The sequence below is a fragment of the Variovorax sp. OK212 genome, from assembly GCF_900112425.1.
GTDB lineage: Bacteria > Pseudomonadota > Gammaproteobacteria > Burkholderiales > Burkholderiaceae_C > Variovorax.
In genome coordinates, this window is record NZ_FOLP01000012.1 from 92,318 (window position 1) to 113,055 (window position 20,738).

The 20,738-nt window shown below is 57.9% G+C and carries 17 protein-coding genes; 4 read left to right on the forward strand and 13 right to left on the reverse strand.

Features of this window, described 5'->3' with window-relative positions; all coding sequences use genetic code 11:
- Window positions 1-1,245, reverse strand: coding sequence for a CaiB/BaiF CoA transferase family protein (locus BM004_RS27645; protein ID WP_093218296.1), 1,245 nt, complete (start codon window positions 1,243-1,245; stop codon window positions 1-3).
- 139 nt (window positions 1,246-1,384) lie between these two features.
- Here BM004_RS27645 and BM004_RS27650 point away from each other — a divergent pair, with 139 nt between their 5' ends.
- Window positions 1,385-3,145, forward strand: coding sequence for a sigma-54 interaction domain-containing protein (locus tag BM004_RS27650; protein WP_256220079.1), 1,761 nt, complete (start codon window positions 1,385-1,387; stop codon window positions 3,143-3,145).
- A 23-nt stretch (window positions 3,146-3,168) separates the two neighbouring features.
- On the opposite strand, the gene BM004_RS27655 is transcribed toward BM004_RS27650, so the two are convergent.
- From BM004_RS27655 to BM004_RS27710, 12 genes are all read right to left on the reverse strand, one after another.
- On the reverse strand, window positions 3,169-4,143 hold the full coding sequence (locus BM004_RS27655; protein WP_093218299.1) for a branched-chain amino acid ABC transporter permease: 975 nt from the start codon (window positions 4,141-4,143) through the stop codon (window positions 3,169-3,171).
- A gap of 3 nt (window positions 4,144-4,146) precedes the next feature.
- Complete coding sequence (locus tag BM004_RS27660) at window positions 4,147-5,031, reverse strand: branched-chain amino acid ABC transporter permease (RefSeq protein WP_093218300.1); 885 nt, start codon at window positions 5,029-5,031, stop codon at window positions 4,147-4,149.
- Between the two features lie 4 nt (window positions 5,032-5,035).
- On the reverse strand, window positions 5,036-5,746 hold the full coding sequence (locus tag BM004_RS27665; RefSeq protein ID WP_093218302.1) for an ABC transporter ATP-binding protein: 711 nt from the start codon (window positions 5,744-5,746) through the stop codon (window positions 5,036-5,038).
- Window positions 5,739-6,518 carry an ABC transporter ATP-binding protein gene (locus tag BM004_RS27670; protein WP_093218304.1) on the reverse strand — a complete coding sequence of 260 codons (780 nt, stop codon included), beginning with the start codon at window positions 6,516-6,518 and terminating at the stop codon, window positions 5,739-5,741. The genes BM004_RS27665 and BM004_RS27670 overlap by 8 nt, the downstream gene beginning before the upstream one ends.
- 41 nt (window positions 6,519-6,559) lie before the next feature.
- On the reverse strand, window positions 6,560-7,768 hold the full coding sequence (locus tag BM004_RS27675; protein ID WP_093218305.1) for an ABC transporter substrate-binding protein: 1,209 nt from the start codon (window positions 7,766-7,768) through the stop codon (window positions 6,560-6,562).
- 307 nt (window positions 7,769-8,075) lie between these two features.
- A complete protein-coding gene (locus tag BM004_RS27680) occupies window positions 8,076-9,026 on the reverse strand; it encodes an electron transfer flavoprotein subunit alpha/FixB family protein (protein WP_093218307.1) in 951 nt (316 codons plus the stop codon).
- Between the two features lie 11 nt (window positions 9,027-9,037).
- Complete coding sequence (locus BM004_RS27685) at window positions 9,038-9,787, reverse strand: electron transfer flavoprotein subunit beta/FixA family protein (protein ID WP_093218309.1); 750 nt, start codon at window positions 9,785-9,787, stop codon at window positions 9,038-9,040.
- Window positions 9,788-9,944: 157 nt separating this feature from the next.
- Window positions 9,945-11,606 (reverse strand): thiamine pyrophosphate-binding protein, encoded by a 1,662-nt coding sequence (locus BM004_RS27690; protein ID WP_093218311.1) that lies wholly within the window; start codon window positions 11,604-11,606, stop codon window positions 9,945-9,947.
- A 259-nt stretch (window positions 11,607-11,865) separates the two neighbouring features.
- Window positions 11,866-13,008 carry an alpha-hydroxy acid oxidase gene (locus tag BM004_RS27695; RefSeq protein WP_093218312.1) on the reverse strand — a complete coding sequence of 381 codons (1,143 nt, stop codon included), beginning with the start codon at window positions 13,006-13,008 and terminating at the stop codon, window positions 11,866-11,868.
- Between the two features lie 119 nt (window positions 13,009-13,127).
- The gene (locus BM004_RS27700; protein ID WP_143072536.1) at window positions 13,128-14,099 is read right to left on the reverse strand and encodes a Bug family tripartite tricarboxylate transporter substrate binding protein; all 972 of its coding nucleotides are present in this window, start codon (window positions 14,097-14,099) and stop codon (window positions 13,128-13,130) included.
- A gap of 265 nt (window positions 14,100-14,364) precedes the next feature.
- Entirely contained in the window at window positions 14,365-15,288 is a 924-nt protein-coding gene (locus BM004_RS27705) for a LysR substrate-binding domain-containing protein (protein WP_093218315.1), read from the reverse strand.
- A gap of 127 nt (window positions 15,289-15,415) precedes the next feature.
- Window positions 15,416-16,570 carry a CaiB/BaiF CoA transferase family protein gene (locus tag BM004_RS27710; protein ID WP_093218317.1) on the reverse strand — a complete coding sequence of 385 codons (1,155 nt, stop codon included), beginning with the start codon at window positions 16,568-16,570 and terminating at the stop codon, window positions 15,416-15,418.
- A 193-nt stretch (window positions 16,571-16,763) separates the two neighbouring features.
- Here BM004_RS27710 and BM004_RS27715 point away from each other — a divergent pair, with 193 nt between their 5' ends.
- The 3 genes from BM004_RS27715 to pcaF all read left to right on the forward strand — a co-directional run bounded on the left by BM004_RS27715 (window position 16,764) and on the right by pcaF (window position 20,727).
- A complete protein-coding gene (locus BM004_RS27715) occupies window positions 16,764-17,753 on the forward strand; it encodes an NADPH:quinone oxidoreductase family protein (RefSeq protein ID WP_093218318.1) in 990 nt (329 codons plus the stop codon).
- Window positions 17,754-17,986: 233 nt separating this feature from the next.
- Window positions 17,987-19,495 carry a 3-hydroxyacyl-CoA dehydrogenase gene (locus BM004_RS27720; protein ID WP_093218320.1) on the forward strand — a complete coding sequence of 503 codons (1,509 nt, stop codon included), beginning with the start codon at window positions 17,987-17,989 and terminating at the stop codon, window positions 19,493-19,495.
- A gap of 23 nt (window positions 19,496-19,518) precedes the next feature.
- Window positions 19,519-20,727 (forward strand): 3-oxoadipyl-CoA thiolase, encoded by a 1,209-nt coding sequence (gene pcaF / locus BM004_RS27725; protein WP_093218322.1) that lies wholly within the window; start codon window positions 19,519-19,521, stop codon window positions 20,725-20,727.
- Window positions 20,728-20,738 lie beyond the last annotated feature (11 nt).

The window sequence follows — 20,738 nt, forward strand, 5'->3', positions numbered from 1 at the left end:
TTAAATAATCTTCTGTGAACGCAGTTGCTCAAGCTTGTCGGTATCCAAGCCAGCCCATTCTCTCAATACCAGCTCCGTATCCGCGCCAAGCTTGGGTGGGGGAAGCGTTGTGCCTTCCGCCCGGCCATCGAAGCGGATGCCCAGCCCCACTTGAGGGATCGGACCATCTGCTCCTTTGCTTGAGTAGATGAATCCGGAGTCAAGAAGCATGGTGTCTTCAGCTAGTTCGTCAAGGCGGTAGATCGGGCCAGATGGCACGCGAGCTGCGGCCAGCAGTTCGAGCCAGTGGGATCTGGGCTTCGTACTGAGGATGCTGTTGATGCGCTGCACAATTTCATCGCGAAGTGCGCGCCGTGAGGGGTTGTCCTTAAAGGCTGGGTCCTCGGCGATTGCTGGTTCGCCTAGAGCCAGCCAGAAGCGTTGCCATATGCCATCATTTCCCAGGCCAAGGGTGATTGGGCCATCCGCAGTCTCGAAAACTTGGTAGATCGCAATCACGCTGTCAGTTCCGCCCGAGCGGCGAGGCAATTGTCCGGAGCCAAGGTACGGAAGCAAGCGTGGCGACATGAAACGGGCCATCGTCTCAACCATTGAAATGTCAATGGCGCAGCCCTGCTGGGTGTTGGAACGGCGATAGAGCGCGGCCAAAACCGCCAAAGCAGCATCGCCACCAGACAAAAGGTCTGCCGCGGGCGTTCCAACTTTCTGTGGCGCCCCTTGCGCTTCACCGGTTAGATCCATCACACCCGAGTAGCCTTCGGCAATGAGGTCATAGCAGGGAAGGTCTGCGCGAGGGCCGGTCAGGCCGAATCCTGTCAAAGAAAGATGGATTAGCCCAGGATTTACCGCGTGCAAACTGGAGGAGTCCACACGCAACTTCTTTTGGACTCTCGGAACGAGGTTGAGCAGGATGACGTCTGCGGTAACAACCAACGCCATCAGCGCTTCGTAGCCCTCTGGCTGAGAGTAGTCAAGCGTCACACTTCGCTTGCCACGATTTACGCTGAGGAACCAAAGTGACGCCCCATCGAGGAATGGCGGCCCCCAAGCTCGACAGTCATCACCTGAACCCGGGCGCTCGACCTTGACGACGGTAGCGCCAAGATCCGCAAGCAGTTGACCGGCATATGGACCGGCAATGGAGGTCGTCAGATCTAGCACCTTGACGCCCGACAAAAGATCCAGCGCAGGCGACGACTTCAGGGGAAGTCGGTGCAGAGGAAGGGTGTGATTGCTGCTGTTCATTGCCTCCGTACATGCAACGCCTGTGCCAGCCGTTTTGAGTACGAAATGCACTCAAATTCGCCGCTCGCAGGCACAAAAACCCCTGCAGTGCTGTCGCTGCGGGCAGCGAAGCGCGCTCCCAACTGCTAACATGTCCTTCATGAAGACACGAGAAGAACAGCAGGAGACACAGCCCGAAAATGCAGACTCCATCGGCCAAGACGCAGCCCTTAAAGGCATTCTCGTTTTGGGCGCGGATGGGCAGCTTAAATCTGCACTAGGGATAGCGTCGCGCAGTGAATTTGCGGTTCGTATGCATCAACGTTGGCTTGAGGCCAACGAAGACGGTCAGTCTGTGTTTGTTGTTGATGACGAACCTAACGGACCACGCGTCGTAATCGCGCTGACGAGCGACGAAGGAACTGTTCTGGTTGCGCTGCAGCATGACCGCAGGAATGCGTTGATGGAGCTGGTGGCCTCCGTCGATTTTTCCGGTGACATCCTCCAGCATCTTTTGACCAACCCGTTCGAAGCGTTGACCGTGGTCGATCACGCGGGTGTGGTGAGGTACATCAGCCCAATCCATGAAAAGTTCTTTGGTATTGCTCCCGGAGGTGGGACTGGGCGGCATGTGACTCAAGTTATTGAGAACACTCGACTTCACACCGTCGCCGCGACGGGCAAGGCCGAAATTGGCTCACTACAGCCCATGCGGGGGGGGAGCCGTGTTGTGTCTCGGCATCCTGTGCTGGGGCGCGACGGCAAAGTAGTGGGTGCCATCGGCCAAGTGATGTTCAAGGGGCCCGAGCAGCTCCAGGTGATGTCGGCTGAACTGAAGCGCCTGCAGGCCGAGGTTGGGTTTTATCGCAGAGAGCTCAATGGTTTGCGCAACCGTAGTTACGGCCTCGAGCACATCGTGGGTAACAGTGGGGCAATTGAGCGTCTGAAGCGACAGATCGTGAAGGTCGCCTCGATGGATATCCCTGTTCTTCTGACGGGTGAGAGCGGGACAGGTAAGGAACTCGCTGCCCACGCTATTCACCTGTTGAGCAATCGTCGCGACGCGAACATGGTGATGGTCAACGCGGCTGCGCTGCCTGCGACCCTTGTTGAGAGTGAGTTGTTCGGGTATGAGGCGGGCTCTTTCACCGGTGCGGAGCGCAAGGGGCGGAGAGGGAAGATTGAACAGGCTGACAAGGGCAGTCTTTTCTTCGACGAAGTTGGAGATATGCCCGCAGAAGTGCAGGTCAAGTTGCTGCGGGTGCTACAGGATGGTCGCTTCGAACGAGTGGGCGGTCATGAGTCAAAGCTTTCCAGCTTTCGCTTGATAAGCGCCAGCAATCGAAATTTTGACCAGATGATTGAAGAGGGAACGTTCCGGCTCGATCTCTTCTATCGAATCAGCGCGGTCACCATTCGAATGCCCGCTCTCCGTGAGAGGCGTGAAGACATCCCGTTGCTCGCGGACCTCGCGCTACGGAACTTTGCGTCGCGACATGGGCTCCAGCCAAAGAAGATGTCTGCAGATGCCCTTTTGTTCTTGCACGGCCTGGACTGGCCAGGAAACGTGCGGCAGCTCATTCACACCGTTGAAAGAGCCGCAATCTTTAGCGAGTCCGACGTAATCGAACCTCCTGATTTTGGTCTTCTGGATGACACTCTCGACGAAGTTCAGGCACCACCCTCACCTAGCCTGACAACGGACTCGGTTGTCGAAGCATTGCGCCCGGAGCCCTTGCCCTTGGACGGAGGGCGCACCGAGACACTAGGCGTGCGCCGCGCTGTGGGGGAGGTTGAAGAACAGCTGATTCGTGCTGCGATGGTTAAGTGTCGTGGCAACAAAAAGCAAGCCGCTGTCGAACTCGGCATCTCCCGTTCCTATCTCTATAAGAGACTGGGTGAGCTCGAGATTCAGGGCTAGCTTCATGCTGCCACGCGTCTGCCTCATGTGTTTGGAGTAGATGCCACCTTCGGGTTTGCAGGTTTGCGCTTCTGACCAGGAGTTAGTACGGCGAGCAGCCCTCCGACTATTCCCTTGCGGAAGGACAGGACACAAATGACGAATATCACGCCCATGATGACCGTTACCCAAGACCCTACCTTGTCTGCGAGTTCAGACTGAATCCCCACAACAGCCGTGGCGCCAATCACTGGGCCCAGAAGCGTGCCGACGCCGCCCATCAGCGTCATCAGCACAACCTCGCCAGAGGTATGCCAGTGAACATCGGTCAGCGTTTCAACGCCCAGGACCAACACCTTTAACGACCCAGCCAGTCCCGCGAGTGCGGAAGAGAGAACGAAGGCAAGCAGCTTGAATCGATTGGCATCGTATCCAAGAGACACGGCACGTGGCTCATTCTCCCGAATGGCCTTCAGGATGTGACCAAATGGGGAATTGACGATTCTCCAGATGGCAACAAACCCTAGCACAAAGACCAGTGCGACGAAGTAATACATGGCTATGTCGCTCGACAGATCAAAGATGCCCAAGAAGCTCCCGCGAGGAACACCTTGTAGGCCATCCTCGCCGCCCGTGAACGGCGCTTGAAGCAGAACGAAGTACACCATTTGCGATAGGGCCAGCGTGATCATCGCGAAGTAGATGCCCTGTCGGCGAATGGCGAGTGACCCAACAAGAAGGCCAGCTAAAGCCGCCGCGAGCGTTCCGAGGAGCAGGCCGATTTCAGGCGTTACACCCCAGGCTTTCATGGCATATCCAGCGGTGTAGCCGGCCGACCCGAAGAACATGGCGTGTCCGAATGAAAGCAGGCCTGTGAATCCGAGCAACAGGTTGAATGCGCATGCGAACAAGGCGAAGCACAGGATCTTCATTAGAAGAACTGGATATAGGCCGAGATACGGCGCCGCCAATAGCAGCAGTGCGCCGACAACCCAAGAAAATTTGGTTAAACGATTCATAGGTCAAGCTTCCCTGCCGAACAGGCCGGCCGGCCGAAGGAGCAGTACCAAGGCCATGATGATGAAAAGGATGGTGGCAGATGCCTCTGGGTAGATAACCCTGGTGAGGCCCTCGATGACTCCCAGACCAAGGCCTGTAGCGATCGATCCGAGAATGGAGCCCATGCCGCCGATGACGACGACTGCGAAGACTACGATGATGATGTTCGAGCCCATGAGAGGACTAATTTGAATGACTGGTGCTGCCAGGACACCGGCGAAGGCTGCTAAGCCAACTCCTGCGCCATAGGTCAGCGAAATCATCAAAGGAACGTTGACCCCAAAGGCTTGCACCAGTTTTGCGTTCTCCGTGCCTGCGCGAAGGTATGCGCCGAGTCGGGTCTTTTCGACTAGGAACCATGTTGCAAAGCAGATAGCCAGTGACGCGACCACCACCCAGGCCCTGTAGGTTGGAAGCATGATAAAGCCGAGATCTGTCGCGCCCATCAACGCTTCCGGGACAGGGTAGGGCTGACCCGCCACACCAAAGAAGTGACGGAACAGGCCTTCGATGATCAGCGCAAGCCCAAACGTAAGAAGCAGGCCGTAGATGTGGTCCAGCTCGTACAGCCTTCTCAGCAGGGTGCGTTCGATGAGCATTCCGAAGGCTCCGACGACGATCGGAGAAAGCAACAGGCTCCACCAATAGCCGATTCCAAACCAGTTCAAGCCCATCCATGCGCAGAAGGCACCGAACATGTACAGAGCGCCATGGGAGAAGTTGATGATGTTGAGCAGGCCGAAGATGATGGCCAGGCCCAGTGACAACACTGCGTAGAAGGAACCGTTCATCAGTCCCAGCAAAATTTGACCAAGCCAAGCTTGTGCCGGTATTCCAAAAATATCCATGACTTCAAACCCCAAGGAATTCGTGCAACATGTTCATCTTTGACTCGAGTTCCCTTGCTTCGAATCCTTCCACCACTCGACCGTGCTCCATGATGTAGAAGCGGTCAGCCAGCGGTGCTGCAAAACGGAAGTTTTGTTCGACCAAGATGATCGTGTAGCCCTGTTTTTTAAGAGCGCGAATTGCCCGGTCGAGTGTCTGCACAATCACAGGCGCAAGACCCTCCGAGATTTCGTCTAACAGCAGGACCCGTGCTCCAGTACGCAAAATGCGTGCAATGGCAAGCATCTGCTGCTCGCCGCCTGAGAGCTTTGTCCCTGGGCTGTTTGCCCGTTCTTGGAGGTTGGGGAAAAGTCGATAGATCTCTGCCACGCTCATCCCACCTTCCGCAATCTGAGGCGGTAAGAGCAGGTTCTCTTCGCAGGACAGGCTTGCAAAGATTCCTCGCTCCTCGGGACAGTAGCCAACACCCATCCGCGCAATCTTGTGTGGTGGGATGCCGAGGACATCCTTGCCTTGTATTTGAATCGTGCCCGTGCAACGGCCCATGAGCCCCATCAGTGACCTCAGAGTTGTCGTTCGACCGGATCCGTTGCGGCCGAGCAATGTGACGACTTCACCTCGGTTGACGTGCAAGTCCACGCCATGAAGAACGTGAGATTCGCCGTAGTACGCCTGGAGGTTCTTGATGCGAACGCATTCGATGGTTTCAACCATGACTGCCTCCGCCAAGCTGTGCAGAAGCGTCACCCATGTAAGCTTCGATGACCAAGGGATTGCGAGACACTTCGTCGTAGGACCCCTCTGCTATGACGCGTCCGCGTTGTAAAACGCTGATGGCGTCACACAGACCAGCAACGACACTCATGTTGTGCTCAACCATCAGTATGCTTCGCCCCTTGGACACTTGTTTAATGAGTGCGGTGACGCTCGCGACATCCTCGTGCCCCATACCCTGCGTAGGCTCGTCAAGCAACATCAGCTCCGGCTCCAGAGCCAGCGTTGTGGCCAACTCCAGAGCGCGTTTCTGCCCATAGGCTAGATCCGCAGTGGTCCAGTCGGCAAGGTGCTCGAGCCCGACCTCGGTCAATAGCTCCATAGCGCGGTCGTTCAGAACGCCCAAACTGCTTCCGGACCTCCAAAAATGAAAGGCGGTACCCAACTTGCGTTGAAGTGCCACGCGAACGTTCTCTTGCACCGTCAAGTGAGGGAAGGTGGCTGAAATCTGGAAAGAACGCACCAAGCCTCTGCGCGCAGTTTGTGCTGGACGTTCTTGGGTAATGTCCACGTCGTTGAACTGAATCGCCCCCTTGGTTGGCAGCAGGAATTTGGTTAGCAAGTTGAAGAAGGTCGTCTTCCCGGCCCCGTTGGGACCGATAAGCGCGTGGATGTCTCCACGCTTGACCTTGAAGTTCACATCGCTTACCGCGGTGAACCCCCGGAACTCTTTGGTGAGTCCGGTTGTTTGAAGAACGTAGTCAAAACTCATCGCGGCAAGCCTAGTCTGCTGTGTTTAGGGCAAGGTGAAAATCAATTGCGCTTGACCAGATTGCACGTGCTTGCGGCCAGAGGTTGGAATGCCTCATCGCCAGGAATAGTCCGCTTGATCTTGATCATGTCCCACTCACCCTTGGACTCCGAGGGCTTCTTCACTTCAGCCAGGTACATGTCATGAACCATCCGACCGTCAGCACGAATCTTTCCGCCTTTGGCGAAGAAGTCGTTCACCGGAGTGGCGTGCATTTGTGCGAGAACCGTCTCGGCGCTGTCGGTCCCTTTGGCATCGATAGCCTTCAGGTAGTGCATGGCGGCGGAATAGGCGCCTGCGTGAATCATCGTTGGCATGCCTTTGTGAATGTCGAAGAAGCGCTTGCCGAACTCCCTTGTCTCCGGGTTTGCATCCCAGTAAAAGCCCGTGGTGAACATCATTCCCTGGGCAGCAGGAAGGCCGAGGCCTTTGATGTCCGTGTCGAACACCAGCAGGGTTGCCAAGGTTTGGTTTTTGGTGATGCCAAACTCGGCAGCTTGGCGAACGGCGTTCTGCGTGTCTTTGCCCGCGTTGGCCAGGCCCACAACCTTTGCTTTGGAGGACTGCGCCTGGAGCAAGAAGGAGGCAAAGTCGGAGGCGTTCAATGGGTGCTTTGCACTACCCAGGACCTTGCCACCCATCTCATTCACCACTGCGGACGTGTCGCGCTCAAGAGAATGGCCGAATGCGTAGTCGGCAGTTACGAAGTACCAGGAACTTCCGCCTTCTTGCATCACTGCGCGACCAGTGCCGGTGGCCAACGCGTAGGTGTCGTACACCCAGTGAATCCCGTAGGGTGAGCACTCCTTGTTGGTCAACGCCGTGGTTGCAGAGCCCGCAAAGATGATGGGCTTCTTTTTGTCCAAGGCCACCTTCTGCATAGCGATAGACGCCGCAGAGTCCGTGGACTCGATGATCAGGTCTACCTTCTCAACGTCGTACCACTGGCGAGCCTTGGACGAAGCAACGTCGACCTTGTTTTGGTAGTCGGCGGAAACCACTTGAATGGGCTTGCCTTGCACCTTGCCGCCAAAGTCCTTTACGGCCATTTCAACGGCGCGAACTGCCCCCATGCCGCCATTGGCCGAGTAGACGCCGCTCATGTCGACGATCACACCGATCTTCACGGTTTCGTCGGAAATCTGGGCGAATGCCGGACCCGCGACGAGCGCTGCGAGCGTTGTAGCGGCGAGTTTTAGAACCTGGTTCATTGCGATCTCCTGTAAGTGTGTGAAGAGCTGTCGAAGTTGAGCTCTGCACGTATCACCGCAACCTGTGTGCCAATAGGAGAAAGACAATGAACAGGAGATTTTTCAAGGGTTAACCCTTGTCTTTGACATACTTGGCGGTAATGGTGTGCGCCAAGACAACACGGCATAAATTTGTCGTGTACTTCGAAACTACAGGAGCAGAGCTCCTTCAAACAGAAGAGCTCCGTGACGCGCTGCGCGACGGAGCTCAAAAGGCTTCCCAAGCGTCGGCGCCCGTGGGATGGACGCGTGCTACTGCATGCCGGAGCTATTTGCTGAGGTGTGTGACCAACTCGGGAACGGCTCGGAAGAGGTCGGCCTCCAGGCCGTAGTCGGCCACCGAGAAGATCGGGGCCTCTGGGTCCTTGTTGATCGCCACGATGACCTTGGAGTCCTTCATGCCGGCCAGGTGCTGGATGGCGCCCGAGATGCCGCAGGCCACGTACAGTTGCGGCGCCACGATCTTGCCGGTCTGGCCCACCTGCCAGTCGTTGGGCGCGTAGCCCGCGTCCACTGCGGCGCGGCTGGCGCCCAGCGCGGCACCCAGCTTGTCGGCCAGCGGCGTCATCACCTCGTTGAACTTCTCGCTCGAACCCAGCGCACGGCCACCGGAGACGATGATCTTGGCCGCTGTGAGTTCGGGGCGGTCGCTCTTGGCGATCTCGCTGCCCAGGAACTTGCTCTTGCCTTCGTCGGCCACGGCTGCTGCGGTTTCCACTGCGGCACTGCCACCGGTGGCGGCCGCCGGATCAAAGCCGGTGGTGCGCACGGTGATCACGTGCTTCGCATCGGTGCTCTGCACGGTGGCGATCGCGTTGCCGGCGTAGATCGGGCGCTCGAAGGTGTCGGCGCTGATCACTTTGGTGATGTCGGAGAGCTGGCCCACGTCCAGCGCAGCGGCCACGCGGGGCGCCACGTTCTTGCCGCTGGCGGTGGCCGGGAACAGGATGTGGCTGTAGTTGACGGCGATGCTGAGCACCTGCGCGGCCACGTTCTCGGCCAGGCCGTGTTCGAAGCCCGGGGCATCGGCGTGGATCACCTTGCTCACGCCGGCGATCTGCGCGGCAGCGGCAGCGGCAGCGCCGGCGTTGTGCCCGGCGATGAGCACGTGCACCTCACCGCCACATTGGGCGGCGGCGGCCACGGTGTTGAGCGTGGCGCCCTTGACGAAGGCGTTGTCGTGTTCGGCCACCACGAGAATGTTTGCGAGTGCGGTCATGTTCTTGGTCCTCAGATCACTTTGGCTTCGTTCTTCAGCTTGTCCACCAGGGCGGCCACATCGGCCACCTTGATGCCCGCGCCGCGCTTGGGCGGCTCGCTGACCTTCAGGGTCTTGATGCGCGGGCTCACGTCCACACCCAGGTCTTCGGGCTTGAGGATGTCGAGCTGCTTCTTCTTGGCCTTCATGATGTTGGGCAGCGTCACGTAGCGCGGCTCGTTCAGGCGCAGGTCCGTGGTGATGACCGCCGGCAGTGTGATGGACAGCGTTTCCAGGCCGCCGTCCACCTCGCGCGTCACGGTGGCTTTGCCGTCGGCCACTTCCACTTTGGAAGCGAAGGTGGCTTGCGGCAGGCCCGCGAGCGCGGCCAGCATCTGGCCGGTCTGGTTGCAGTCGTCGTCGATGGCCTGTTTGCCCAGGATGATGAGGGCGGGTTGTTCCTTGTCCACCAGGGCCTTCAGGAGCTTGGCCACGGCCAGGGGCTGCAGCTCCACGGTGGTCTCCACCAGGATGGCGCGGTCCGCGCCGATGGCCATGGCCGTGCGCAGGGTCTCCTGGCACTGCGTGACGCCGCAGGAAACAGCGATCACCTCGGTGACCACGCCCTTCTCCCTCAGCCGCACGGCTTCTTCCACAGCGATCTCGTCAAACGGGTTCATGCTCATCTTGACGTTGGCGATGTCCACGTCGCTGCCGTCGCTCTTGACGCGCACCTTGACGTTGTAGTCCACGACACGCTTTACTGCGATCAATATCTTCATCTGTATTTCCTATCTAACAATGTAAGAATCTGAGACGCGGTGAGAGGTCCGCAGTCAAATTTCACGAGCGCAATCGGTGGGTAGTTCCAGGCAGCCAAAGGAGTTCTCTAGAGCCGCTGCGTTGGGACTTCATCCGTCGCGTTCTGGCTGCTATGCATCACTTGTCATCGAATAGCCAAGCGACGGGGATGTTGCCGTTGATCTTGATGTCCAACAGCACAGGCCCCTGGGGATTCTTCAGAATTGACGCAGCCTGCTCCAAATCCTGCATGGTTCGGATGGTGGCAGTTTCAAAACCCAGCGCTTCTGCGATGGGTGCGAAGTCTATGTCGAGGAAAAGGGTGGTGGCTGGCGGCATGTTCTGCATCTTGAGATAGTGAACCTCAGCCCCGTAAGCACAGTCATTCATCAAAATGACTACCAGTGGAATGTCTTCTCGGACGACAGTTTCGAGTTCGCCGATGGTCATAAGTAGACCGCCGTCGCCGATCACAAGAACGGAAGTCGCGTTAGGGCGACCGACGCTGTATCCCATAGCCGCGCCGATTCCCAGGCCAATGGAGGCGAAGTCAGTCGCTTGGCGGAAGGCCCGGGGATCCGGGACTGTCAGATACGGCAGGGCCTGCAGAAAGTTGCCTGCGTCGTACACGACGTTTCGATTGCTTGGAAGAATGTCATTTAGAGCCAGCGCTACTGCGCGCGCATCGACGGTTCGTGGCGTGTGTTGCGGCGTGAAGTCCTGGGAGAGCTCAAACTTTTCGAGCCAGCTGCGATACGGCTCAAGATGAAATTCTTTCTCGTTGGGTGCACGTCCGGGAATCGCTTCAAGGAGCGCTTGAGCCGCCAACTTGGCATCCGCCAAGATGGCCACATCAGTGGCAAACCATCGACCAATGCTGGAGCGCGCACTGTCAACGTGGATGAGAGGAACATCGCTAGGAATGGCGGTTCCCATAGACGTTGTACGCCCATTGAGGCCTGCGCCGAACGCGATGATGCAGTCGGCTTGTTCGATGAGACGTCGACCACCAGCGTGAGAGTAGGAACCGACCAAGCCGCAGTCCATTGGGTGCCCGTGAAAGAGGTCCTTAGCCTTGAGTGTGGTGCTCAGTGCAGCGCCCAAATGGTCAGCCAGCGCAATCAGTTCATTTTTCGCGCCAGCCTGGTATGCACCCCATCCGGCGATGATCAGAGGGCGCTTGCTCTTGGCAAGTAGCGCCACAGCTGCTTCGATAGCCGGTTTGCGCGGTGCTCGATGAACTTGAGTGGGTGCGACCACCATCGACGGTGCAGTTGCTGATAGATCGACCGAGGCTCGCTGTACGTCCGTGGGAAGAAGTAACGCAGCCGCACCTGCGTACGTCGCATTGACGGCTTGAACAAGCGTTTGACGTGCGCTTTGAGCGTCTCTGGCTACATAGGCTTCCATGCCGGCCGCGCGAAGCGCTCCCACGGCATCGAATCGTTTCAGGTCGGGCCCGCATCCGTGAGCAGGAGGCTGCAGTGCAGCATCACCAAAAATCATGAGAACGCGTGATCCGCTGCGGTGTGCGTATGTCGCCGCATGGAGTGCGTTGGCGGTCGCGGGACCGCGACCGATAACTGCAATACCCAGTTTTCCAGTGGACGCTGCATAGCCATCCGCCATAGCAACGGCGGTGTTTTCATGGCGAGCGCCATAGAACTTGATTCCAATAGAGTCAAGCGTCGCAACGAAGAGCGCTGTATCGTCGCTGATTAGCCCGAAAGCGATCTCAACTCCCATCGCCTTGATATCGAGGGCGAGCGCTTCATAAATGGGCACTACGGTTTGAGTCAATTTTTATCTCCTCAGATAAATACGGTTAATGGTGAAGACAAAGAGTCTGCGATGAATCCGCAACGTGCATGCCAGTCGAGACAGGAGCAACCGAGCTGATTCCCCCCCTTAGAGACAGTGTTGTGCAAAGAACGTGGTGTTTTCGAACACAAGCTGTACTCGGCGAAGACATGCTTGGCGCGCCTGTGGCTGTCTTTGACAGCACGCGAAAATGCTTTGTGATCGACGGATGTGCCGACTTGAGAAGACCGCTCATGTTTTATCGTTTCGGCATAACGATTTCTTCACTAAGTTGGCTGATGTCAACGCAGCCGGTGAATGCCATCGTCAGCTGAAGTTCTCTTTGGATGATCTCCAAACATCTTTGAACTCCTGCTTGGCCTTGCGCTCCCAGGCCATACAAGAATGGGCGGCCGATCAACGTGCCCGTTGCTCCGAGTGCGCAAGCCTTCACAACATCTTGGCCGCTTCGAATGCCGCTATCCATCCAAATCTCAGTTTTGCTTTTAACTGCATCTGCAATGAGAGGTAGCATGCGAATTGTGGATGAAGCCCCGTCCAATTGACGACCGCCATGGTTCGAGACCACGATGGCGTCTACGCCCATGTTTGCTGCAATCAAGGCGTCCTCGGAGTCCAGAATGCCTTTAATAACCAACTGACCCGACCAGTTGTCCCGCACCCATTGCACGTCAGTCCACGTGAACGTCGGGTCGAACTGCTTCGCAGACCATTCGGCAAGAGTCTCCATGCTGGCAACACCATTCACATGACCAACAATGTTGCCCAGACTGTGGCGCCTGGTGCCCAGCATGCCCATGCACCAGCGTGGATGCATGGCCATGTTGAGGATGTTCTTCGCGGTCAGTTTGGGTGGAGCAGAGAGGCCGTTTCGAGCATCTTTATGGCGGTCACCAATGATGGGAAGATCGACTGTTAGAACTAGAACTGGACACCCGAGTGCGTGCGCACGTCCCATCAGGCTTCTTATGAAGCCGCGGTCACGCATGAGATAGATCTGCTGCCAAAACGGCGCCTTGGTGTGGGCTGCAACGTCCTCCATGGAACAAATGCTCGCAATACTCAGAATGAAGGGGACCCCGAATTCCTCCGCAGCCCGCGCCGCCAGAATCTCACCATCCGCGTGCTGCATGCCCGCAAGACCTGTTGGCGCCAATGCCACTGGCATAGCCACTTTTCTGCCCAACATCGTCGCCTCGGTGCTGCGACTTCCAACGTCAACGGCAACACGCTGACGCAACTCAATTGCTTGAAGGTCGCTTTCGTTTTTTCGATAGGTGGCCTCGGTCCAAGATCCCGAGTCCGCGTAGTCGTAGAACATTTTCGGGACTCGCTTGCGCGCGAGGATGCGCAAGTCTTCGACCGACGTCACGATAGGCATAACTGATCTCCAAAGGCCAGAGGACGCCAGTGGTCTGGCGCTTCAATATGTGGCGAGAGACACGGCCCCGTGAGGTAGACCGGGGCATCAAAAGGTTGGCGCATAGCGGCGCGATCCGCTCACTGCAGCGGTATGTTCAACTGTTTGATGGTCTTCTCGTATTTTTTGACCAGCACCTGAGACTCCGCCTTGGCTTCTGCGGGAGGTAGATAGGCAGGGCTCATTGCCACTTCGTTCAGCCAAGCGATGATGCGAGGAGACTCGAGAGCACCTTTGAGATGAAGGCTTAGCTGCTGTGTGACGGAGGGAGGGGTGCCGGGTGGCACATACGCTGCGAACCACGTCCCACCGGAAAACCCTGGGTACCCTGCCTCAATAAACGTTGGAGCGTCTGGGAACTGCTTGACTCGCGACGATGCGGTTACGGCCAGCAGGCGCACTTTTCCTGTCTGAACAAGCTGCACAACAGTGGGTAGATCCACCATAACCGCTGCAATCTGACCTGCCATCAGATCTTGGACCGCGGGTAGTCCACCGCGATATGGCACGTGAATCATGTTTCTGACTCCAGCGCGCTCCAAGAATCCCGCCATTAACAAATGGAGAGTCGTACCTGTTCCTGCGGAGCCAAATGCAAGTCCGGGCTTTTCTTGAGCTCTGCTGACGAACTCTTTGACCGTGGCTGCAGGAAAGTCGGGCGCAACCACCAAACCGAGGCCTGACTCGTACAGTTTTGCAGTTGGCTGCAGCAGTCCAGGATCGTAGAGGGGTTTCCTGTAAAGGAACTGATTGACCGCGACAGTGACTGACTCAAAAATCGCTAGCGTGTGTCCGTCTGGCTGCGCTTGGGTCAATGCGCTGACCGCTGGGGCAGTTGCTCCCCCAGTTCGATTTTCAACAATGATCGATTGACCCATTCGGGCACTCAGCTCCTGGCCCAACTGCCGTGCAAATACATCAGTTGACCCTCCTGCTGCATAGGGGACAATGATTCGAACAGGTTTGGATGGGTAGTCGGCCGCGTGTGAGGTCGCAAGCCAAGGGGTCATGGCAGCCCCAGCCATCGCAAATTGACGACGTGTGATGCTCAATTTTGTCTCCTTGTTAAGTCCACTGATAGTTCGCGTTCGCTAGCATCCCAGCCCAGCTTGTGGTGGGAGAGGCTTTAGCGAACTTTGGATCGTAGGGGGCTGCATCGCCGATGAGGCCGATACTTCCTCGCGCTCATCCCGAAACGTTTTCGGGCTGTGGCTAGCGCTCCAAGGGGGTGACTCTCAATCGCTCTTGGAGCGGCTGCGGTGAACCACCCCGGGGCGATTCAGCGGAGGCTCGCGAGATGCCTCGGAGAGCGGCTGCTTACGCGTTGGAGAAAAAGCTCTTTGTGAGCGCGAAATTCCTCGCAGCGATCCTGCGGCAGAGCCCCTGAAGCCAAGAGATAAACAGCTCTGCCTCTGCATGCATTGGATTTGGAAGCACGTAGTAGCTCCCAGGCGGCTCTGCGTAGATGTCGAAGAGTGGCTGAAGTGCTTTTCGGTCTAACCAGTCACCCATCAAGCTGGGCCGGCACAAGGCCACCCCCTGACCATTGACCGCCGCTTCATACACAAGCCCTAAGTCCTGGAATTTCGGGCCAGTGTCCGGTTCACGGCAAACCAATCCGGCCGCGTCCATCCAAATTTTCCAGGACTCGTAGGGCGCGTTCAATCGCGTTACTCTGTGCAGCTCAGATGGCATAAGAGGTGCTTGCAGGCTTTGAAGGTACTTTGGTGAGGCCATCGGCGTCACAACGTCCTGCATCAATACGGCAGGATCTGAAGTGGGTCTTCGCCCTTGCCGGATTTCTACGTCTGCGCCCGTCGCGGGCGAGTCGGGAACAGGCGCGATCACAATCAACTCCAGGTCGAACTGTGGGTGAGACTCTGCAAATGAAGTCAGGTGTGGGGCAAGGATTTGCCTCGCGAATGTAGGGGTGGCTGTCACTGTAAGTCGCTTGAGCTGTGTGGCATGAGCCCCTCGATGCATCGCCGCGAGCATCCGGAGAACCTCTCTCGCTTGCTCAACATAAGTTGCTCCAGCTTGGGTCAACTCAAGTGAATTGGCCTTCCTCGTGAACAGAGAAATTCCCAGTAGACGCTCCAAGGTGATGACTCTCTTGCTGACCGCGCTGGGCGTTAGGCTGAGCTCTAGCGCCGCACGTTCGAAGCTGCATAGACGCGCGGTAGCCTCGATGGCCCGCAGTCCCTCAATCGACGGAAGGTGGATTGGTGGGACGCGGTTCATTGTGAGATGAGAATTAGGCCTAGCAGGGCGGCTGGCAGCACTGGACTGCTCACTCAGAACGACGGCGAGGATGATTCGACTCCCCGTTGGAGAGTTTCCTTGACGATATGCTCGATGTTCGGCCCATTTAAGATGCTTGATGCAAGCTCTTTGGGTCTGCCTCACCGAGAGCGGGGGCTGGGCGCGCTGAACCGTGCAAAAAGGACGCCGCAACGGGCAAGGGAAGTGCTGGAATATGGCCTCCTGAGCCGTCAGATATCTGCTCTGAAAATAGCCCACGGGCTTTGAAGTGAGGGGACTCCACCGCTTCTCGCAAAGACTTGACGACAGAGACGCAGGCGTCCACTTCAGAAAACTTCTTCATCCAGTCCTCGGCCGTGCGAGTCAAGATGATGGCTGCAACGGCCTTGCAGATCTTTTGAGGGTCTTTGGAATCATCCAGCAGCTCTGGGGCCGCAATAACACCGAGAAAGCTCTCCCAGAACTTCTGCTCCAACGGTGCGGCCGCCAAGAATCGATCGTCTTTTGTGCGATAGACTTGGTAGCGCGGCGTGCCGCCAGTGAGGAGCTCCCGTCCTGCTTCAGGCCAGAGACCGGCAGAAAAGCCATTGCCAAGGCCCCAATAGTTGAATGTGAAAAGGTTGTCTGCCATTGCGATGTCCAGCATGCAGCCTTGCCCGTCAGCCTCACGGGAGCGCAGTGCCAGGAGAATATTCATCACCGCTGGATAGGCGCCTCCGGCGATGTCCGCCGATAAGAGACTCGGCAGCAAGGGTGTGCCGTCAGTTCCAGCCGTCAAGCCCACAATGCCTGCCTCCGCCTGATAGTTGAGGTCATGTGCCGCAACGTTGGCCAGCGGACCATCTTGTCCCCAGCCTGTGATCGAGCAGTAGATCAGCCCGGGATTGATGGCGTGCAAAGCCTTGTATCCCAGTCCGAGTCGTTCCATGACTCCGGGACGAAACTGTTCGATTACAACGTCGGCAGACCGAACAAGATCGATTGCTTGCTGCACATCCGACGGATCCTTGAGGTCTAGAGCGACTGAGCGCTTGCCCTGGTTGAGTAACGCAAAGTTGACCGAATGGGAGCCGAATTTTGGCTCATACGTTCGCATCTCGTCGCCGCGGCCGGGACGTTCGACTTTGATCACTTCGGCACCGGCTCGGGCGAGGATGAGACTGCACATAGGTCCGGGAAGCAGTGTGCTGAAGTCGATGACACGAATTCCGGCAAGTGGAGTCGAACCGGTCAGTTTTTTAGGGGTGTTTGCGTTTTCCATGCAAGTCTTCGAGCAAACGGCATGCCATGGCATTGCATGCCAGTTTTCAGTGGAGTGTGCGCGAAAAAGACAGTTAGTGTCATGCTGGCGCACAGGGATGCCGTTTTCCTCCTTAATTTTATGAACTTTGACGGGCACGCGTTTTGCGTTTACCTCGGCTCTGCGTCATTTCACAAACACAGGAGAGCATCAGGTGCGTGCAGTTCAGGTTCGACAACCAGGTCCTCTGGATAGTCATCAAATTGAGGAAATTTCAGATCTGACCACGGGCCCTGGAGAGGTCGTTGTGGACCTCAGAGCTGCGGTGGTCAACTATCCAGACCTCTTGGTCGTAACTGGCCGATACCAAGTTACGCCTCCCGCCCCCTTTGCACCTGGTAAGGAGGGTGCTGGCATAGTGAGTTCGGTTGGCCCTGGCGTGAAAGGACTGCGCGTCGGAGACCGCGTTCTCGTGCACGTAGAGCACGGAGCGTACGCCACTCAGGTAATCGCCAAAGAAGGCCAGTGCTTTCCGCTGCCGTCCGAGATGAGTTTTGTTGATGCCGCCGCCGTGGGACTCGCAGCACAAACTGCGTGGTTTGCCTTACAGGAGCGAGGGAAGTTCGAGGCGGGTGAGATTGTCTTGATCACCGGAGCAAGTGGGGCTGTAGGTCAAGCCGCCGTTCAAATTGTTGCTGCGTTGGGCGGTGTCGCCATTGCCGCGGCAAGCAATCTCGACCGCGCCAAGACGGTCCTCGAAGGAACGAATAGCCATTTCGTGAACCTTGCTGCTCCCGATCTGCGCAACAGTTTGAGGCAGCAGGTGCATGACGCCACGCAAGGTAGGGGCGTTGACATCGTCATCGATACGCTAGGCGGTGACGTCTTCGATGCGGCAATTCGCACGTTGGCGTGGTGCGGCCGTATTGTCACTGTGGGTTTTGCCGCTGGCCGAATTCCAGAGGTAAAAGCGAACTACCTCCTAGTCAAAAACATTTCCGCTAGCGGTCTCCAGTGGTCTGACTATCGGGACCGAACCCCAGAACGGGTCGCACGCGCTCATGGAGGTTTGGTCGACCTGTGGTCTCGAGGTCTCTTGCGTCCTGGGAAGGTAAGAACGCTCCCTTTGAGTGATTTCGCAAAGGCACTTGAAGCGATTGACTCTCGGCAAGCGACCGGTCGGCTGGTGCTGACGATGGAGTGAGCGTCTGCGAGAGCCTGTTGGTGGGCTGTCATGCATGCCCGATGTGACAGCGGTCGTGGGATTTCGGGGGGCTTACTGGATGTGGCGTCTCACATCTCAGATGAAGAGTGTGTCAAGACGCGTTTCACGCCGACGTCCTCTTGACTCCAGATCTAGTTTTCGTGTCCCCAAAAATGTGATCGGGGCGAGAACGTTCTATATCAAGCATTGTTTTCAACTGAGGAGCATCAGGAATGGGTTTTCAAAGGATTGGGGTGGTGGGTGCCGGGGCAATGGGGCTTGGAATTGCACAAGTGTGTGCCGCCGCAGGCTGCTCGGTGCGACTGTTTGACGTAACCCCCGGTGCAGTTGAGCGGGCACTCGATACCGTCAAAAAAGACCTTTCGCATGGGGTTTCAAAGGGAAAGCTGTCGCAAGACGAAGCCGACGCAACGGTGGCGCGTATCGTGCCTGCGCGAGAGCTTCAGGATCTGAGTGACTCCGACTTGGTGGTGGAGGCAATCGTTGAAAGGCTTGATGCCAAGCAAGACTTGTTTGGTGCTTTGGAAGCGATCGTCACGCCCGACTGTGTCCTTGCGACCAATACGTCCTCTCTCAGCGTCACGGCGATCGCAGCAACCTGCAAACAACCGCAACGTGTTGCTGGGTGGCACTTCTTCAACCCCGTCCCGCGCATGCGGGTGGTCGAAGTCATTCAGGCCCCACGCACCAACCCTGGCGTTGTCGATGCCCTCGTTGAGCTGTCCAAGCGAATCGGGCATAGGCCCGTTGCCACTTCAGATTCGCCTGGCTTTGTCGTGAACCACGCGGGTCGAGCGTTTGTTACGGAGGGCCTTAAGCTTCTTTCTGAGAGAGTCGCCGATCATTCCGTCATCGATGGAATTCTGCGCTCTTGCGCCGGTTTTCGGATGGGTCCACTGGAGCTGCTCGATTTGACTGGGTTGGATGTTTCTGTCCCTGTCATGGAGTCGATTCACTCGCAGTACTACGGGGACGACCGATATCGGCCGGCAGTATTGGCTCGCACACGGATGGTCGCGGGCCTTTTGGGAAGAAAGACCAAGCAAGGCTTCTACAGCCACGACTCTGCGAAAGAGGGACCGGCCACCATTGCGGCTGCACCTGTCGGCACCCCGAACGTGCGTGTTTGGTGGCCGGTTGAGGGGCCAGGAGCAGTTTCCTCAAACGTCGCCTCGCTGCTGGGCGGCATAACACGCCAGCCTGCTCCCGATCACGCAGACGTTATCTTGCTGGCGCCAACAACAGGAGATCTCTCCACAACAATTGGAGCTATGGCATTGGGTGCCGCTCGGACTGTCGCGATTGACCCCTATTTCAGTGGGCCGAGTGGCGTCACCCTCATGACTTCTCCAGCGACATCCTCAACCACCGTTGATGCACTCAGGGCACTGTTCGAGGCGCGCCAGATCCCTGTCTATGTGGTGGCAGATTCCCCCGGCTACGTCGCGCCACGCGTCGTAGCTTGCATCATCAATTTGGCCTGCGAAATTGCTCAACAGGGCATCGCGTCTCCCGCAGACATTGACGCGGCAGTTCGCCTTGGACTTGGCTATCCGGCTGGGCCATTTGAGTGGGGTGACAGATTGGGCTTGCGGACAGTGTTAGAGATTCTGCAAGCTCTTCACAAAACATTTGGGGATCAACGCTATCGACCATCCCCATGGCTTGTAAGAAGGGCGACGCTGGGACTATCTCTGGCAGCGCCTGACCGGGCTGCTTAGCCCAAACATTGACAAGGCACTTCATGAGCACACATTCAGCCTTCATCTGCGACGCGATTCGCACCCCCTTCGGCCGCTACGGCGGCGCTCTCTCCGGCGTGCGCGCCGACGACCTCGGCGCGATCCCGCTGCGAGCATTGATGGCATGCAATCCCAACGTGGACTGGGCCGCCGTGACGGACGTGATCTACGGCTGCGCCAACCAGGCCGGTGAAGACAACCGCAACGTCGCCCGCATGAGCGGCTTGCTCGCCGGTCTGCCGATGGAGGTGCCGGGATCGACCGTTAACCGCCTGTGTGGTTCCGGGCTGGACGCCATCGGCACTGCGGCGCGCGCCATCAAGGCCGGTGAAGCGGGCCTGATGATCGCCGGCGGGTTGGAGAGCATGAGCCGCGCACCCTTTGTCATGCCCAAGGCCGAGAGCGCCTTCAGCCGCAACAACGCGGTGTACGACACCACCATCGGCTGGCGCTTCGTCAACAAACTCATGAAAACCCAGTACGGTGTGGATTCCATGCCCGAAACCGCTGAGAACGTTGCGACCGTCTATGGGATCGAACGCGAAGCGCAGGACCGCATGGCGCTCGCAAGCCAGATGAAGGCCGTGGCCGCCATCAAGGCCGGTCACCTGGCGCGCGAGATCTGCCCGGTGAGCATCCCGCAGAAGAAGGGTGATCCGGTCATCGTGGACACCGACGAACACCCGCGCGAAACCAGCCTGGAAACGCTGGCCAAACTCAAGGGCGTGGTGCGGCCCGACGGCACCGTGACCGCCGGCAACGCCAGCGGCGTGAACGACGGCGCCTGTGCGCTGTTGCTGGCCGACGAAGCCACAGCCGCGAAGAACGGACTCACGCCGAAGGCCCGCATCGTGGGCATGGCCACGGCGGGCGTGGCCCCGCGCATCATGGGCATCGGCCCGGCACCGGCGACGCAGAAGGTGCTGGCGCTCACCGGCCTGACGCTGGAACAACTGGACGTGATCGAACTCAACGAAGCCTTCGCTGCCCAGGGCCTGGCGGTGCTGCGCCAACTGGGCCTGAAAGACGACGATGAACGTGTCAACGCCTGGGGTGGTGCCATCGCGCTGGGCCACCCGCTGGGCGCCAGCGGCGCGCGGCTGGCGACCACGGCGGTGAACCGCCTGCACGCCACCGGCGGGCGCTACGCGCTGTGCACCATGTGTATTGGGGTGGGGCAAGGCATTGCACTGGTCATCGAGCGGGTCTGACAGTCAGCGCG